Origin of the sequence: Micromonospora sp. GCM10011542 (assembly GCF_042650685.1) — a bacterium.
Taxonomy (GTDB): domain Bacteria; phylum Actinomycetota; class Actinomycetes; order Mycobacteriales; family Micromonosporaceae; genus Micromonospora.
Window position 1 is genome coordinate 23,801 of record NZ_JBHSBO010000036.1, and the last position, 15,218, is coordinate 39,018.

At 71.4% G+C, this 15,218-nt stretch carries 12 protein-coding genes; 4 read left to right on the forward strand and 8 right to left on the reverse strand.

Annotated features, from left to right (window positions below):
• Positions 1-59 precede the first annotated feature (59 nt).
• On the reverse strand, positions 60-812 hold the full coding sequence (locus ACFOW4_RS13005; protein WP_377527421.1) for an SDR family oxidoreductase: 753 nt from the start codon (positions 810-812) through the stop codon (positions 60-62).
• A 103-nt stretch (positions 813-915) separates the two neighbouring features.
• On the opposite strand from ACFOW4_RS13005, the gene ACFOW4_RS13010 reads away from it, so the two are divergent.
• Entirely contained in the window at positions 916-1,758 is an 843-nt protein-coding gene (locus tag ACFOW4_RS13010) for a helix-turn-helix transcriptional regulator (RefSeq protein ID WP_377527423.1), read from the forward strand.
• Positions 1,759-1,802: 44 nt separating this feature from the next.
• On the opposite strand, the gene ACFOW4_RS13015 is transcribed toward ACFOW4_RS13010, so the two are convergent.
• From ACFOW4_RS13015 to ACFOW4_RS13035, 5 genes are all read right to left on the reverse strand, one after another.
• Positions 1,803-2,498, reverse strand: coding sequence for a hypothetical protein (locus tag ACFOW4_RS13015; protein ID WP_377527424.1), 696 nt, complete (start codon positions 2,496-2,498; stop codon positions 1,803-1,805).
• 78 nt (positions 2,499-2,576) lie between these two features.
• Entirely contained in the window at positions 2,577-3,428 is an 852-nt protein-coding gene (locus ACFOW4_RS13020; RefSeq protein WP_377527426.1) for an aldo/keto reductase, read from the reverse strand.
• A gap of 430 nt (positions 3,429-3,858) precedes the next feature.
• On the reverse strand, positions 3,859-4,779 hold the full coding sequence (locus ACFOW4_RS13025; protein ID WP_377527427.1) for a replication-relaxation family protein: 921 nt from the start codon (positions 4,777-4,779) through the stop codon (positions 3,859-3,861).
• Positions 4,780-5,178: 399 nt separating this feature from the next.
• A complete protein-coding gene (locus tag ACFOW4_RS13030; RefSeq protein ID WP_377527429.1) occupies positions 5,179-6,162 on the reverse strand; it encodes a DUF2637 domain-containing protein in 984 nt (327 codons plus the stop codon).
• A gap of 1,087 nt (positions 6,163-7,249) precedes the next feature.
• Complete coding sequence (locus ACFOW4_RS13035) at positions 7,250-8,218, reverse strand: LysR family transcriptional regulator (protein ID WP_377527430.1); 969 nt, start codon at positions 8,216-8,218, stop codon at positions 7,250-7,252.
• A 48-nt stretch (positions 8,219-8,266) separates the two neighbouring features.
• On the opposite strand from ACFOW4_RS13035, the gene ACFOW4_RS13040 reads away from it, so the two are divergent.
• Both ACFOW4_RS13040 and ACFOW4_RS13045 read left to right on the forward strand, forming a co-directional pair.
• Positions 8,267-9,169, forward strand: coding sequence for a serine hydrolase (locus tag ACFOW4_RS13040; RefSeq protein WP_377527432.1), 903 nt, complete (start codon positions 8,267-8,269; stop codon positions 9,167-9,169).
• 154 nt (positions 9,170-9,323) lie between these two features.
• Complete coding sequence (locus ACFOW4_RS13045; RefSeq protein ID WP_377527433.1) at positions 9,324-10,277, forward strand: MBL fold metallo-hydrolase; 954 nt, start codon at positions 9,324-9,326, stop codon at positions 10,275-10,277.
• A 48-nt stretch (positions 10,278-10,325) separates the two neighbouring features.
• Here the strand turns inward: ACFOW4_RS13045 and ACFOW4_RS13050 are convergent, their stop codons facing one another.
• Together ACFOW4_RS13050 and ACFOW4_RS13055 are read right to left on the reverse strand one after the other, a co-directional pair.
• Positions 10,326-11,276: an NADP-dependent oxidoreductase gene (locus ACFOW4_RS13050; RefSeq protein ID WP_377527435.1), complete on the reverse strand. Its 951-nt coding sequence runs from the start codon at positions 11,274-11,276 to the stop codon at positions 10,326-10,328.
• Positions 11,277-11,805: 529 nt separating this feature from the next.
• Complete coding sequence (locus ACFOW4_RS13055) at positions 11,806-13,587, reverse strand: CHAP domain-containing protein (RefSeq protein WP_377527436.1); 1,782 nt, start codon at positions 13,585-13,587, stop codon at positions 11,806-11,808.
• A gap of 164 nt (positions 13,588-13,751) precedes the next feature.
• On the opposite strand from ACFOW4_RS13055, the gene ACFOW4_RS13060 reads away from it, so the two are divergent.
• On the forward strand, positions 13,752-15,191 hold the full coding sequence (locus tag ACFOW4_RS13060; RefSeq protein WP_377527438.1) for a hypothetical protein: 1,440 nt from the start codon (positions 13,752-13,754) through the stop codon (positions 15,189-15,191).
• The last annotated feature ends 27 nt before the right edge of the window (positions 15,192-15,218 follow it).

Here is a 15,218-nt window from a genome sequence, read left to right on the forward strand (position 1 = left end):
CCTACCGGTGGGCGCCCACCGACCACCCTGCCGGCTGGAGTGCACTCCAGGTCAAGCGTTCACCAGGGCAGCACCCCGTACCCGCCACCGGCGTCCATCTGAAAGCCCCACAGCAGCCCGGACGGTCCGTGCGCCGGCAGCGTGGCCAGGTGCACGCTCACCTCGGCGCCCTGCTCCGGAGTCCGGAAGCCGCTGTTGCCGTTCAGGTCCGTCGCGCAGTAGCCGGGGTTCGCCGCGTTCACCTTGATCGGGGTGTCCCGCAGCTCCTTGGCGTACATCGCGGTGACCATGTTCAGCGCCGCCTTCGACGACGGGTACGGCACCGAGGTCAGCGCGAACAGCGCGCCGGCCGGGTCGGTCATCACCCCGATCGAGCCGACCTCGCTGGAGACGTTCACGATCCGCGCCGCCGGTGCGCGGAGCAGCAGCGGCAGCAGCGCGTTGGTCACCGCCACGGGCCCGAACACGTTCGTCTCGTACACCCGGCGCAGCGTCGCCAGCGTGGTCTCGCTGGGCAGCGCCCGCTCGCCGTCGCCGAGCACAATGCCGGCGTTGTTGACCAGCACGTCCAGCCGGCCGTGCTTTTTCTCGACCCATTCGGCGGCGGCCGTCACCGATTCCGCGTCGGTGACGTCCAGCGGCAGGAAAGTGGCGTCCAGGCCCTCGGCGCGCAGCGCCCGCTCGGCCGTCCGGCCCCGCTCGGCGTCCCGCGCGCCGACCAGCACCGTCATCTGGAGCGTGCCGAGCTGCCGGGCGGTGGCCAGCCCGATTCCCTTGTTGGCTCCGGTGACTAGGGCGATCATGTTCGTCATGCGGTCGAGCCTGCCCGCGCCGGGTTGCCGCGGGGAGGGACCGGCCGAGGCTGGGACCGCCGGTACCACCCACGCCCGCCGGGCCCGGGGCATGCTGGAAGGCATGACCAGCAGCGGCCTGCGCCGTGACGAACTGGCGGCGTTCCTGCGCGCGCGCCGCGCCCGCCTGCGTCCTGCCGAGGCGGGGCTGCCCGACGGGGTACGCCGGCGCACGCCCGGCCTGCGCCGGCAGGAGGTGGCCCAGCTCGCCGGGATGTCGATCGACTACTACATCCGGCTGGAGCAGGGCCGCGGCCCGCACCCGTCGCGGCAGGTGCTCGCCGCGCTGGCCCGCGCCCTGCTGCTCAGCCGGGACGAGCGGGAGTACCTGTTCCGCATCGCCGGGCAGAACCCGCCGCCGACCGGCGGGCCCAGCCGGGAGGTCGGCCCCGGGCTGCGGCACCTGATCGACGCGATGACCGAGACCCCGGCGTACCTGGTCGACGCCACGTACCAGGTGCTGGCCTGGAACCGGCTGGCCACCTACTTCGTGGGTGACCTCGCGGCGGTGCCGGACGCGGACCGCAACATGATTCGCTGGATCTTCCGCCAACCGGTGGTGGACAGCCACTGGACCGACGCCGACACCGTCCGCTTCGTGCGCAGCTCGGTGGCGGACCTGCGGGCCGCCTACGGCCGCTACCCGGCCGACCCGGCCCTGCGCGAGCTGGTCACCGAGCTGCTCGGCACCTCACCCCGCTTCGCCCGGCTCTGGGCCGAACACGACGTCGAGGAGCGCCGCCCCATCGTCAAGCGGGTGTCGCACCCCGAGCTGGGGTCGTTGGAGTTCGAGTGCCGGGTGCTGCACGTGCCGGAGACCGACCAGCGTGTGATCGTCTACGTTCCCGAGCCTGGCTCGCCCACCCAGGCGGTGTTCCGCCGGCTCGCCGAGCGCGTCGATTCCTGATCGCCCATCCGTGGGGCGGCAGCAGTGTCGCCCCACGGCGGCGTTCAGGCGATCTTCTCCAGAGCGGCCATCGCGCGCGGGGCGATCTTCGCGATCAGTGCGCTGCCGGCCGCCAGGTCGCCGTTGTCCGCCGAGGCGTCCACCTCCATGACGAAGTTGCCGCGAACGAGGATGAGCGTGCACTGGTGCCGGGTCGACTTCCCCTTGAGCCGCTCGCAAAAGGTGATGACGTCCGGGCCGTTCGGCACGGGTGGGGGCGAGGGCCGCACGATCGTCGAGGTGCGCCCGTCGCTCGGCACCTCGTACTGCTTGCACGTCGCGAGGACCGAGCGCAGCTCGTCGGCGAGCTTGCGGCCGGGCACCTTCAGGTAGCCGACCACGTACTGCCGGATCCACACCGTCTCGCCGTCCCAGCTCCGCTCCCGGTAGGCGGTGCGCTTGATGTCCGACGGCAGGCTGGCCCTGCACAGCGAGATCAGCTTCCACGCATCGGTGTTCTCGTCGGTGTACTGCGCCGTCTCCGGGTGGAACGTCGCGTCCAGGTTCAGCATCGCCGCGGTCACCCGGGTGCGTACCTCGGCCGTGGAGGTCGGCGCCGGGCGCGGTTTCGGCGGGGTCGGTGACGCCGCCACCGCCGGCGCGGACCAGCGGGGCGCCTCGGCGGCCTGACTCGGGGCGCAGGCCGCCGGCCCGAGCAGAAGCAACGACAGCAGAGCCAGGCAGGTACGGCGGAGCGACATCGCGGGGGCGCGGTCCTTTCACGCGAGAAGGGGGCCCGCTCGGGCCCCCTTCAGTGTGCGCCGCCGCCGGCCGACGCGTTACGCCGGCAGGTAGTCGAAGGTGTCCGGGTTGGGGCCTTGGCGGCCGGCCTCGCCCTTGTCCAGGCCGGTGATCCGCTCCATCGCGGTGTCGTCCAGCTCGAAGTCGAAGATGCGGGTGTTCTCCTCGATCCGCGCCGGCGTGGTCGACTTCGGGAAGACGATGTCGCCGCGCTGCACGTGCCAGCGCAGCACCACCTGCGCCGGGGTGCGGCCGAGCTGCTCGGCGATGTCCGTGATCGTCGGATCGTCCAGCACCTTGCCCTGCGCGATCGGCGACCACGCCTCGGTGAGGATGTTGTGCGCGCGCCCGTACGCGCGCACCTCCTCGTTGCCGAAGTACGGGTGCACCTCGATCTGGTTCACCGCCGGCACCACGTCGGCCTCGGCGGCCAGTCGCTCCAGGTGTGACACCTGGAAGTTCGACACCCCGATCGAGCGGGCCCGGCCGTCGCGCTGGAACTCCTCCAGCACCTTCCACGTCGAGACGTAGTCGCCGTCGTAGAGGGTCGGCAGCGGCCAGTGGATCAGGAACAGGTCGATGTAGTCCATCTTCAGGGCGTCCAGCGTCGAGTCGAACGCCTTGCGGGCGTCGTCCGGGCGGTGGAAGCTGTTGTTCAGCTTGCTGGTCACGAAGACCTCGCCGCGGTCCAGCCCGGAGGTGCGTACCGCCTGGCCCACCTCGGCCTCGTTGCCGTACATCTCGGCGGTGTCGATGTGCCGGTAGCCCACCTCCAGCGCTCTGGTCACCGCCGCCACGGTGTCCTTCGGCTCGATCTGGAACACCCCGAAGCCGAGCTGCGGAATGGTGTTGCCGTCGTTCAGGCTGATGTCGGGAATCGTGTTCGCCACTGCGGCTCCTTCGTTTCGTCTGCAGGCGTCCGGGCGCGGTAGCGCTTCCACGCGGCCCGCGTCCCGTGCCACCCGTCATCCATACCCGGGCGGGAGCGCGACTCACCGGCCGAAGCGACGTGATCCCCGCGACGCTCAGCCCGGCGAGCCGTGCTCCCGCCCGGGTAGGCGCGCCTCGTCGGGACCGACGCCGACGTGGCCGGCCCGGGCGCACGCAACGCGAGCTGGCGGTGCAGCTGTTCCACCTGCCCCGCCGCCAGGTGCGGCTCACCACCGGCCGGACAGCTGCTGCTGGGCGCACGTCGGCGGCCTGGCCGCAGCGGTCCGCGCACCCCGCCGCGCCGATGTTCGGCCACCCCGCCGCCGACGTGCGCCCCGAGCCGGCGCCGCACGCACCACCTGGTGTGGGTCCATCAGGCTGCGCGCTCGCTCAGCGGGACGCGGTGTGGGTCGGGAACTCGTCGTCGTGGTGGGTGTCGGTGTATGGCAGGTCGACCAGCCGGTAGCGGCCGGCGCGGTGGCCGGTCAGCTGCCAGACCTGCTCAGCGGGGCTGGCGCCGAGTGCGAGGCGCAGTTCGGTGGTAGTGGTGGCGATGACCATGTCAGAACCGATGCCGGCCAGGCGGTGGTGCAAGTTCGCCTCGCGGCGGGCCGAGGGCAGGTGGAACAGCACTGGCCACGTCCAGGTGCTCATCGAGTAGAGCCGTGCGTACTTGGCGACTTTCTCGGTGAGGATGTCGAGGCGTTCGCGGCCGGTGTCGTACTCGAGGAAGAACGGCACGGACCGTCCCTGCTCGGTCCACACCCCGGCGCCGTCCGGGCGGGGCAGTCCGGACGGTCCGTGGACCATCATCTGCGGGTTGCTGCCCTTGCGGTAGAACACCCCGGGACCGTGGAAGGCCGATGCCGGCTGCCACCGGTCCAGAGCCGTGTCGGGGTGGGTGCGGGCGTGGGCGGCGAGGTCGATGAAGACCTGGTTGCCGCCGAGCAGGTGCGGCAGGTCCGGTCGGCCGGTGAGGGACTGCTTGCGGCGGCGGGCCTGGTCCCGGCGCGGTGGTCCGAGGCCGCGTTGGGCCCGGACGTGGTTGTAGCCGAGTTGGTCCAGGACGTAGTGGTACGGGTAGGAGCCGCCGTAGGCCCGGTTGGGTCGGAACCGGTCTGTCGCGCGCAGGACGGTGAGGCGGAGTAGTCGGCGTTGGGCGAAGTCCAGGGACGGGAACAGAGCGGCGGCGATCTGGTCTGTGGTGAGCACTCCGTGGTCGTAGAGCCAGCCGAGGAGCCGGTCGTCGCGGGCGGTGATGCTGGCCTGTAGACGCAGCAGCGGGTCCGCAGCCGGTAGCGGTTTACGCATGGGTGGCCCCTGGGGGGACACCCCACACATGAGGGTGTGTCTGGATCCGCACCGAACTCCTGAAAGGGGTTCTGAGCTGGGCTGTTCGTGGTAGCGGGGGGTCGGTGCGGGGGTCGGTGTCAAGGCGGACGGTGAAACGGGGACCGACACCGACGCCGACACGGTCAGCCACAGCGGCCGAGTCGAAACGGTGGTGTGCATCGGTGTGCGTGCCGGTTCGGTGACGGCCGTGTTGGCGCGGGTGGGAGTCGCTGAGCTGGGTCAGCATGCGTCTTGCTCCTTGAGGTTCGGAATGCGGGTACGCAGGGTGAGGCGCACACTGCTCGCCCTGCCGCGGAGGCGGGACGGTGTTCGCTCTGCCAGATCGGGTCAGGTCGGGTCAGGTCGGGTCAGGTTCTGTCAGGAGGCAGGCTTGCTGTCAGGCGCGCGTGCTGGCCGCGACGGCTCGGGTTTGACACAGGTGGCCGGTTGTGGACCTGTCACGCCGGCTTGCCGATGTGACAGGTCCGCCGCGGGTGGGGTGCTCTCGGCGCGCAGGACGCGCACGAGGGTGGAGGCGGTGGCGTTGGACAAGTGGTGCCCGTCCGCGCGCAGCTGTCGGACGAGGGCCTTGCGGGACAGCGGTGTCCCGTGGGCGTCCAGGGTGCCGACGGCGGTCCGGGCGGCCGCGAGCAGCGCGGCGATCTGCGGACCTCGGTCCCGGACCGGCGGGTCGTCGACCCGCCGGTCCGGGACCGCCGGGTCCTGGTCCGCCGGGTCCTGGTCCGCCGGGTCCTGGTCCGCCGGGTCCTGGTCCGCCGGGGCGGGGGCCGCGGCGGTGCGGTCCCGGACCGGGGTGGTGGTTGTCGGAACCGGCAGTGGCGGTGCGGGGACCGCCTCGCGGGTGTCCGGGACCGCGGCATCCACGATCAACGGCGGTCCTGGCTCGGCCCGCGTGGGCCGGGCGGTGCGCTCGGGTGGTGCGGAATCGGCGCGGCCCAGGGCGATCTTCACCATCGTCAGGAAGCCGAGCGCCGGCAGCGCGGCGGCGATCCAGCCGATCGCCGACGCTTCGGCCTCTACCACCTGAGCGGCGAGGGACAGGAACACCGCCACTGTCAGGACGGTCGCCGGGAAGGCGACGCTCTTGCCGACCCGCCGGTTGCGGCGCAGTTCCAGACCGGCGGCGATCGACGCCAACTCCAGCACGACCGCGTCGGCCCAGGCGAGCCAGCCCGGCTGGCCGTGTGCCGCCGCGACGTCATGCACGTGCCGGAAGGAGGCCGCGCCGGCCGCGCCGCCGACCAACAACATGATCAGCACCTGGATGCGGTGCTCCAGCCGCTCCCGCCTCGACCGCTGATCGGCGGGGACGCCGTGGAATGGCTGTTCAGGTGTTGCCAACGGCCCACCTTCCGCGGTGAGCCAGCACGTGCCCAGCCCGGACCCGCGTCGTCGTACGGGGGTGGACCGAGCTGGCAGTCGCCATCGTCGGATTGGAATGGATTGAGATCACTTCGTACTCCAGTTGATCTGAGTAAGGTGCGCTGACGTGGGGTGCCGTCCGGATCACGCCTGCCCCCTCCGATCAGGGCCTGGGCAGGCGCGACCCTGCCAGGTGACGCCCGGCAGGGCGGAACACCTTGTGCAAGGACGGAGGCCGATAGACGCCACCGTGGTCGAGTCAACGAACAAGCCAGACCTCGCGCAGAGGGCAGGCAGCAGGCGTCGCCGCAACCGGCACAGCAGGCTGCGGTCAACAGGCGGACACGGGGGCGGACGGCAAGCCGAACCACAGGGTCAAGACTCTGCCCACCGGCAGCGCTCAACAAGCGCCATGGTGATGCGGCGGCTCAACTCGCCGACGAGCGATCCTTCATGCGGGGGCCTCCTTCTCTCGACGCTCCGTCACCGTCGGCGCGAACAAGAGCAGACACCCCGACTCTGGCGGTGCCTGCCCGACTCTGTCTGGCCGAGCGCGCCGGCCGGCGGTGCGGAACGTGCATCCAGTACTCCCCGGGACCACCCGTCGAGTCAACCTATTTCGCAGGAATCGGTCCCAGCGCTCTGACACCAGCCCGCTGGACTGTCGAATAGTCCGATCCTGTCGCTCGCAGTCCGCCTGCGCTGCGCGCAACCACGGGCGAGACCTCCAAGTCTGGCCACCTCACAGAACCGAAATCGCAATGCAGGTTGCGGCAGTCGCCGCGTTCGTTGGGCTAGCCGGCGGCACCGACATCCAGAGCGAGCCGCCACAGCAGCGGATCGATCACCGCGTCGGGCAGGGCGGCGAGGGCGCTGAGCCGTTCACGGGGCACAGCGAGACACCTTCCGTCGACGGTCACGCAGCCCAGCCCGATCAAGGCGGGACGGCCGAGACAACCGACGCCCACCTCTGCCTGAAGGTCAAGCCCACGGCAACTTCCCCGAGTAACACCGCCATATTGCCGCATTGCAGGTACGTCCCGCGGCGACGTGATCCCCGCGACGCTCAGCCCGCCGAGTCGAACAGCACCGGCCAGGCGCGCGCCGCCGGGACCGACGCCGGCGTAGCCGCCCCGGGCGGCGCCGGCTCAGGGCCGGCCAGCACCTCGGCGGCGAGCTGGCCGAACATCGGCGCCGCGGGGTGCGCCGAGCGCTGCAGCCAGGCCGCCGAGGTCTGCTTGACCAGGGGTACGCCGGCGATCGGCCGCCAGGCGATGCGCGGTTCGCGCCGGGCCACCGCCGCCGGCTCCACGGCCACCGCGCCACCGGCGAGCACCAGGCCGAACAGGAACTCCGGATTGCGCGCCGGGCGGACCCGGGCCGGCCGGTAGCCGTGCCGCCGGCACTCCGCCAGCAGGTGGTCGTGCCAGCCCGGCGCGGTGGCCCGGGGCGCGGTGACCAGGTCCAGGCCGGCCAGCGCGGCGAGCGTCACCTCCCTCTTCCGGGCCAGCGGCGAGGCGCGGGGCAGCAGCACCCCCAGCGGTACGTCCACCGGGGCGCCGAAGCGCAGACCCTCGGCCGGCACCGGATGGTGCACCAGGCCCACGTCCAGGCTCCGCTCGGTGAGCATCCGCACCTGTTCGCCGCTGGTCAGCTCGTGCAGCTCCACGTCCAGGCCCGGGGCGCGGGCGGTGAGCGCGTCCAGCAGCGCGCGCAGCGTCACCGCCGGCGTCTCCGGCGGCACCCCGGCCCGCAGTACGCCCAGCGCGCCCGCCCGGACCTGCCCCATCAGGTTGCGCAGCCGGCCCTCGCCGGCCAGCAGCTCCTCCGCCTCGCCGAGCAGCAGCTGCCCGGCGGTGGTGAGCCGCACCTGGCGGCGGGACCGGTCGAACAGCTCCACCGCCAGCTCCCGCTCCAGCCGCTGGATCGACTGGCTCAGCGGCGGTTGGGCCATGCCCAGCAGCTCGGCGGCCCGCCCGAAGTGCAGCTCATGGGCGACCACCACGAAGTGCCGCAGGTGCCGGAGCAGGTCCACGGCCGGACCCTACGCCAGCGCCAGCACCGCCCTGGATACCGTGCCGGGGTGGACGTGGGGGAGCGCATCGAGGCCATCTTCGCCGCCGCCGGAGTGAGCGCCAGCCTGCACGTCGTCGACCTCGACGCCGCCGACGGCCCGGAGAGCGGCGGCGGGGAGGTCGGCCTGCGGGCGGACGAGCAGGTGGTCATCGCCTCGATCTTCAAGATCCTGCTGGTGCTGGAGTTCGCCCGGCAGGTCGTCGCGGGCCAGCTGGACCCGGCCGAGCGGATCCTGGTCACCGCCGCCGACCGGCTCGGCGGGTGGGGGCTGGCCGGTTGCGCCGACGACGCCGAGGTGTCGCTGCGCGACCTGGCCTACTTCGCCATGTCGGTCAGCGACAACACCGCCGCCGACCTGCTGCTGCGCCGGGTCGGCCCGGACCTGCTGCCGATGCTCGCCGCCGAGCTGGGGCTGACCCGTACCCGCATTCTCGGCGGCCCGCGGCACCTGGTCGAGGTGATGCTCGCCGACGTGGGCGCGCGGACCGAGGCGGAGTTCGCCCGGATCTTCCCCGCCCTGCCCGCCGAGCGGGTCCTGGCCATGCGGGTCTTCGACCCGGCGCGCACCACGTCGAGCACCGCCCGGGAGATCACCCGGCTGCTCACGCTGATCTGGCGGGACGAGGCGGGGCCGGCGCCGGCCTGCGCGATGGTCCGGGACTGGATGGCCCGGCAGATCTTCTGGACCCGCCTGGCCGCCGGTTTCCCGCCCGGCGTGCGGGTGTCCGGTAAGACCGGCACGCTGCCCGGGTTGCACCTGGAGGCCGGGCTCGCCGAGTACCCCGACGGCGGCCGGTACGCGATCGCCGTCTTCGCCCGCACCGACCTGCTCAGCACCCGTCGGATCGACGTGGACCTGGCCATGGGCGAGGCCGCCCGTACGGCCGTCGACGCCCTGCGCGGGAACTGAATTTTCCGCACCCCGTCGGCCGTTCCACCGGCGAAGAGCAGGCCCGATATGAGCATCGGTATCGGAGCTGGCGGCCGTTCATCTTGGACCGCGACCCCGATGCGCTGGTTGGCTCGTGCCGACCGATCGCCCGACCCACGGGGAGCAGATCCGCATGCCCAGTCTCGACCGACGTCGCTTCCTGCGCGACGCCGCAGCCACCACCGCCCTGGTCTCCGCCGGCGGCCTCGCCGCCACCTCCGCCAGCCCGGCCCAGGCCGCCCCGCCGCGCCGCAGCGGCGCGGTCAGCTTCCGCTGGTGGGGCACCGCCGGCTGGCGCATCGACATCGCCGAGCGGACCGTCCTGGTCGACCCGTTCCTCAGCCGCATCGACACCGGGCTGTTCACCGGCGCGTTCAAGCCGGCCACCCCGCTGACCGTACGCACCGACGTGGTCGACGCGCACGTCGACCGGGCCAGCACCGTGCTGATCACGCACACCCACTGGGACCACTACATGGACGTGCCGTACGTCGCCGGCCGTACCGGCGCCCAGGCGTTCGGCACGCTGACCGCGTACCACCTGGGGTTGGCCTGCGGGGTGCCCTCGACCCAGCTCAGCGCGGTGAAGGGCGGAGAGGTGCTGGACTTCGGAGACCACACCGTCGAGGTGGTCGGGTCGCTGCACAGCCGCAACGCCGCCTACTCGATGGCCTTCCCCGGGGTGCGGGTGAGCCAGCCGCCGAAGCCGGCCACCATCGCCGACCTGCCGGAGGGGGACACGCTGGCCTATCTGCTGCGCATCGCCGGCGGCCCGTCGGTCTACTTCACCGGCGCCAGCGACGTCGCCGAGCGGAACCTGACCGGCCTGGCCCCGGACGTCGCCATGGTGGCGATGCAGAACGCCAGCACCACCGCCGACTACCTGCCCCGGCTGCTGGAGGGCCTGGAGTACCCGAAGGTCGTGGTGCCGGTGCACTGGGACAACTTCGAGACGCCGTTGCGGAACCCGCCGCCCGTCGCCCCAAACGACCGCAAGCGGCTGGACGAGATGGTCGCGGCGGTGCGCCGGATCTCCCCGCGCAGCCGGGTGCTGGTGCCCGAGTACGACACCGCATACCACTTCTGACCGGGCCGGTGGACGGCGGCGGCACGCGGTGCCGCCGCCGCCCGCGGATCAGCCGGCCAGCTCCTCGTCCACGATCAGGACCGTCTTGCCGACGCCGCCGCCCGCCTCCATGGCCCGGTGCGCCTCGGCGGCCTCGGCCAGCGGCCGGGTCGCGGTGACGCTCACCCGCAGGCCGCGGGAATTCACGAGGGCGGCCAGCTCGGCCAGCCCGACATGGTCCGGCTCGACGATGATCGGCAGCACCCGGATGCCCCGCTCGGCGGCCGGCCCGGCCGGGTCCGGCCCGCCGCGCGGCACCGGCACCAGCAGTCCACCGCGCCCCAGCACGTCCAGCGACCGCAACCGCGTCTCGCCGCCGACCAGGTCGATCACCACGTCGACGGTGTCGACCACGTCCTCGAACCGGGCGGCGGTGTAGTCCACCGTCTCGTCCGCGCCCAGCTCGCGCAGGAACGCGTGCCGCTGGGCGCGGGCGGTGCCGATCACGTACGCTCCCCGATTCTTGGCGATCTGCACGATGAGGTGCCCGACGCCGCCGGCCGCCGCGTGCACCAGCACCCGCTGGCCGGGCCGCAGTTCGGCGGCCTCGACGATCTGCCAGGCGGTGAGCCCGACCAGCGGCAGCGCGGCCGCCTCGACGTGCCCGACGCTGCTCGGCTTCCGGGCGAGTTGCCGGGCCGGCACGCTGATGTACTCGGCGTACGTCCCGGCGCGTCGGGGGAAGAACGGCATGCCGTAGACCTCGTCACCGGGGCGGAAGCGGACCACCCCGTACCCCGTCTCGGCCACCACCCCGGACAGGTCCCAGCCGGGGACGAACGGCGGCGGTCCGACGACCGGGGCGAACCCGCCGCCGGCGCGGGTCTTGCCGTCGATCGGGTTGACCCCGGCCGCGACGATCCGCACCAGCACCTCGGTCGGGATGGGCTCCGGTCGCGGGAGATCGACGAGGCGGAGCACCTCCGGCCCGCCGTAGCTGTCCACCTGGATCGCGCGCATGGATCCACAGTCCCTGGCGCGCGAGCCGACCGAGGCTGCTTTGGCCAACCTCGGGCGAAACAGCGGGCCGCGGGTGAGCCAGCCGGCGAAGCCAAGGACGATCGGCGACCTGCCCGAGGGTGACACCCTCAACTACCTGGTAGGGGTCGTCGGTGGCCGGTCGGTGTTCTTCATGGGAGCCAGCGACTTCGTCGACCGGAACCTGGCCGGGGCTCGCACCGGACGTGGCCATGGCGGCGCTGAACAGCAGCACCGCCACCGCCGACTACGTGCCCCGGCTGATGGCGGCGCTGGACCACCCAAAGGTCGTGGTGCCGGTGCACTTCGACAACTTCGAGACCGCGCTGCGCAATCCGCCCACCGTCGCGCCCAGCGACCGCACGCGCCTCGACCAGTTGATCGCCGCCGTGCGCGCGGCGTCCCCCCGCAGCCGGGTGCTCGTGCCCGAGTACGACACCGGCATATCGCTTTCTGACCGGCAGAACGACGGGCCGCGAGCGCTCGCCCGCGGCCCGTCGTTGCAGTCAGGTCAGCTCCCGATGTGGAACCAGTTTCCGAAGGTGCCACCGGCGCTGCTCTGTCCGACGCCCCAGATCCAGTTGTCGGTTCCCTTGCCGTACATCACGATCGCGCCCGACTCCGCAACGATCGCCGTCGGGTCGCCGACGAAGTTCGGCTGGCCGGTGCCGATCGTGACCCAACTGCCGAAGGCGGCGCCCTTCGACGGCTGGCCGACACCGCGAATCTTGTTGTCGGTGGCGCGGGCGTAGATGACGATCGTGCCGTTGGCGGCGATGAGCGGCTGCGGGCGAGACGCTACACCGGCGCCTCCCGTGCCGATCTTCATCCAGGTGCCGAAGGCACTACCGGCGCTGCTTTGAGCGGCTCCCCAGAGGTAGCCATCGACACCTGTCGCGTAGACGGCGACGGTGCCGGCCGGGGTCACGACCGCGCTGGGAGCGGTCTTGAAGCCGTCAGCGGGCTGTCCGCTGCCGATAGTCCCCCAACCGCCGAAGGCCGCTCCAGGTGACGGCTGGCCGACACCGTGGATTTTGCCGTCGGTGCCGCGTGCATAGATGACAATGGTGTCGTTGGCGCCGATGAGGACGTGCGGTTCCGAGGCCACCCCGGCACCGCCGGTACCGATCTTCCCCCAGGCGCCGAAGGTGCTGCCGGGGCTGCTCTGCGCCGTTCCCCAGACGTAGCCGTCGCTGCCGGTGGCGTAGATCGCGATCTCGCCGTCGGACGTCATGATCGCGGTCGGGTCGCTGGCGAAGCTGGGCTGGCCCGTCCCGATCGTGCCCCATCCGCCGAAGGCGGCGCCGGGCGAGGGCTGGCCCACGCCGTAGATCTTGTCGTCGACGCCCCGGGCGTAGACCGCGATCGTCTCGTTGCCGGCGACGATGGCGGCCGGATTGCCGGTGAAGGCGCCCCGGTTGCCGATTCGCTGCCATGGGCCGTAGCCCGCGCCCACCCTGGGCTGGTTGGACCCGTAGATCCAGCCGTCCGTACCGAGGCGGTATTGAGCGAGGATTCCGTCATCGGTGCGTACCAGGCCGAGGTCACCCGTCGTCGTGCTGGCGCCGGCGGTGTCCTCCTCGGCGTTCGCGCCCACCGGCGACGAGTATCCGACGATGTCCACATTGGACGTGCTGTAGTCGTTAGCGGAGACGCGGTCGCTGGCGTTGCCCTCGATCGTGTAGACCCGACCATCGGATGCCCTCGTCACGATGCCCACGTGGTCGATCACACCGTTCTGCTGCCAGTCGAAGACGATCGCGTCGCCCGGCTGGGGGGTGTAGCCGCTGCTGCGGGAATGATAGGTCGTGTTGTCGAGGCCGTACTCCCGGAATGATCGCGCCCAGGTATTCAGACCGCCGAGGTCCGTCACTCCCGCCTGCTTCCAAATGTACTTGGCGAAGTTGGCGCACCACGCGTACGTGTCGTCGCCGTTCTGCGAGCCGCCGCGCCAGCCCGACGAGTTGCAGACGGGCCAGCCTGTCATCTGGCCGCTGTAGTAGGTGCAGTTGTCACTGCCCCGGTACTCGTAGTTACGGCTGTCGTCGTTCAGCTCGCGTTGTGCAACTGAGACGATGGAGTCGCGCAGTGTGCTCGCCGAGGCGTGGGGTGTCACGGCGAAACCGCTGGCGAACACCACGGCGGCGCCGATCATGCCCACGGCGATCCGACGGCTGGGGTGAGGAGCTCTTGCCCCCGTTACGTTCATGGCGTTGATGGCCTTTCTCTCGATCTCAATGACGAAGTGCGGGAAGGTTTCCGATGCGTTGTCGGATGTCGTCGGCCGATTCATCAGCGTGTCGCTGGTCTCGTGCGAGGAGGAAAAGCGCCACCGAAAGCTGGCTGGGCCCTGCCCTTATGCGAATGTGTTCCACCCGGTCTTCCGGACGAATGTGAGCCCATATCGCATCGAGTAGGACCGCCTCGCCGATCGGCGGAATTTCGCCGATTTCCACGGTGAAGGCCACCATGTACATCTCAGGCCCATTCGAAGCCGCCGTCGACGACACCGCCGCCGACGCCGTCCGGCGCGACTGCCCATTCGAATCCGCCGGCCACGACGGCGCGGGAGCCGGGCGTCCCGGTGCCGTCGGCGCCCTCATCGAGCAGGCTCGGACCGAGCAGGAAGGCCCCTATCGCAAGGGCGGTGACGGTCAGACGAAACGGTGCCTTCATGGCGGACTCCTCCTGCTGAAGCATTTCCTTGGAATGTCGCGAAAATCCGCTTCCCGCATTACTCGGGCTCGTGATTCCGATGAAAGAAGCTTGCCGGTCAGGCGTGCGGCGTGTCACTACTTCGGCAGTGGCGCCAAGCTGCGTGGCACCTTCATGCCAGAGGCCGGGCCGATCCGCTTCGCGGGCCTTGCGCCGGCTGTGCGGCTTCCTGATACTTACCTGACCCGAAGGCCCGAAAGGTGGAGCATGCTTGAAATGCTGGGCTTGACGGAGTCCGCGGAGCGGACATACCGCGCCATGCTGACTCTGCCGCACCTCGGCGTCGCCGGGCTGGCGGAGCATTTGAAGATTGACGAGGGTGCCGTCCGCGCCGCGCTCGACGAACTGGCCGACCTCGCCCTGCTGCGGCCGTCCTCGGCTCAGCCCGGAAACCTGCGTGCGGTCTCGCCGGATGTCGGCCTCGCGGCGCTCCTCCAGCAGGCCGAGGCGGACGTTCTGCACCGGCAGCGTCAGATCGAAGCCACCCGAGCGGCGATCAGGTCGATCGCCGCGGAGCAGTCGGCCGCCCGCCCAGAGGAAGGCGTCCGGCGTTACGAGGACGTCGATGCCGTCCGGGCCCGCCTGGAGGAGCTTGCGGCGAAGGCCACCACGGAGTGCCTGTCGTTCAATCCGGGCAGCGCGCAGGCTCCCGATGCCAAGGAGTCGAGTAAACCCCTCAACCAGCTCGCCCTCGAACGCGGCGTCGTCATCAAGTGCGTGTATCAGGACAGCTACCGCAACGATCCGAACGTGGTGGCCTACGCCCGCTGGCTCTCCGGCCTCGGCGGCCAGGTTCGGACGACACCGGCCCTGCCGATGCTGATGGTCGTGGTGGATCGGCAGGTCGCGCTGCTGCCACTCGACCCGGCAGAATCCAGCCGGGGTGCGGTCGAGGTGGTGCACGCCGGCGTCGTCGCTGCCATCTACGCGCTCTTCGAGCAGGTATGGCGTACGGCCAGTCCTCTGGGTGCCCCGCCACTGCTGGACACGGACGGGTTCGAGCCTTTCGCCCGGGAACTACTGCAGATCCTTGCCGCCGGTCACACGGACGAGGTGGCGGCCCGCAAGCTCGGCCTGTCACTGCGGACGGTACGGCGGGTCACCGCTTCCCTGATGGAGCGTTTGGACGCGCGCAGTCGATTCCAACTGGGAGTGCACGCGGCGCAGCGTGGTCTGCTGTAGCCGGTCAGACGACCGGATCAGCCTATC

Coding starts and splice junctions, on each gene's coding strand:
- ACFOW4_RS13050 (WP_377527435.1), bottom strand. CDS start 11,276: ATGCGCGCGATCCAGGTGGACAGCTACGGCGGGCCGGAGGTGCTCCGC.
- ACFOW4_RS13025 (WP_377527427.1), bottom strand. CDS start 4,779: ATGCGTAAACCGCTACCGGCTGCGGACCCGCTGCTGCGTCTACAGGCC.
- ACFOW4_RS13045 (WP_377527433.1), top strand. CDS start 9,324: ATGCCCAGTCTCGACCGACGTCGCTTCCTGCGCGACGCCGCAGCCACC.
- ACFOW4_RS13010 (WP_377527423.1), top strand. CDS start 916: ATGACCAGCAGCGGCCTGCGCCGTGACGAACTGGCGGCGTTCCTGCGC.
- ACFOW4_RS13055 (WP_377527436.1), bottom strand. CDS start 13,587: ATGAATCGGCCGACGACATCCGACAACGCATCGGAAACCTTCCCGCAC.
- ACFOW4_RS13005 (WP_377527421.1), bottom strand. CDS start 812: ATGACGAACATGATCGCCCTAGTCACCGGAGCCAACAAGGGAATCGGG.
- ACFOW4_RS13015 (WP_377527424.1), bottom strand. CDS start 2,498: ATGTCGCTCCGCCGTACCTGCCTGGCTCTGCTGTCGTTGCTTCTGCTC.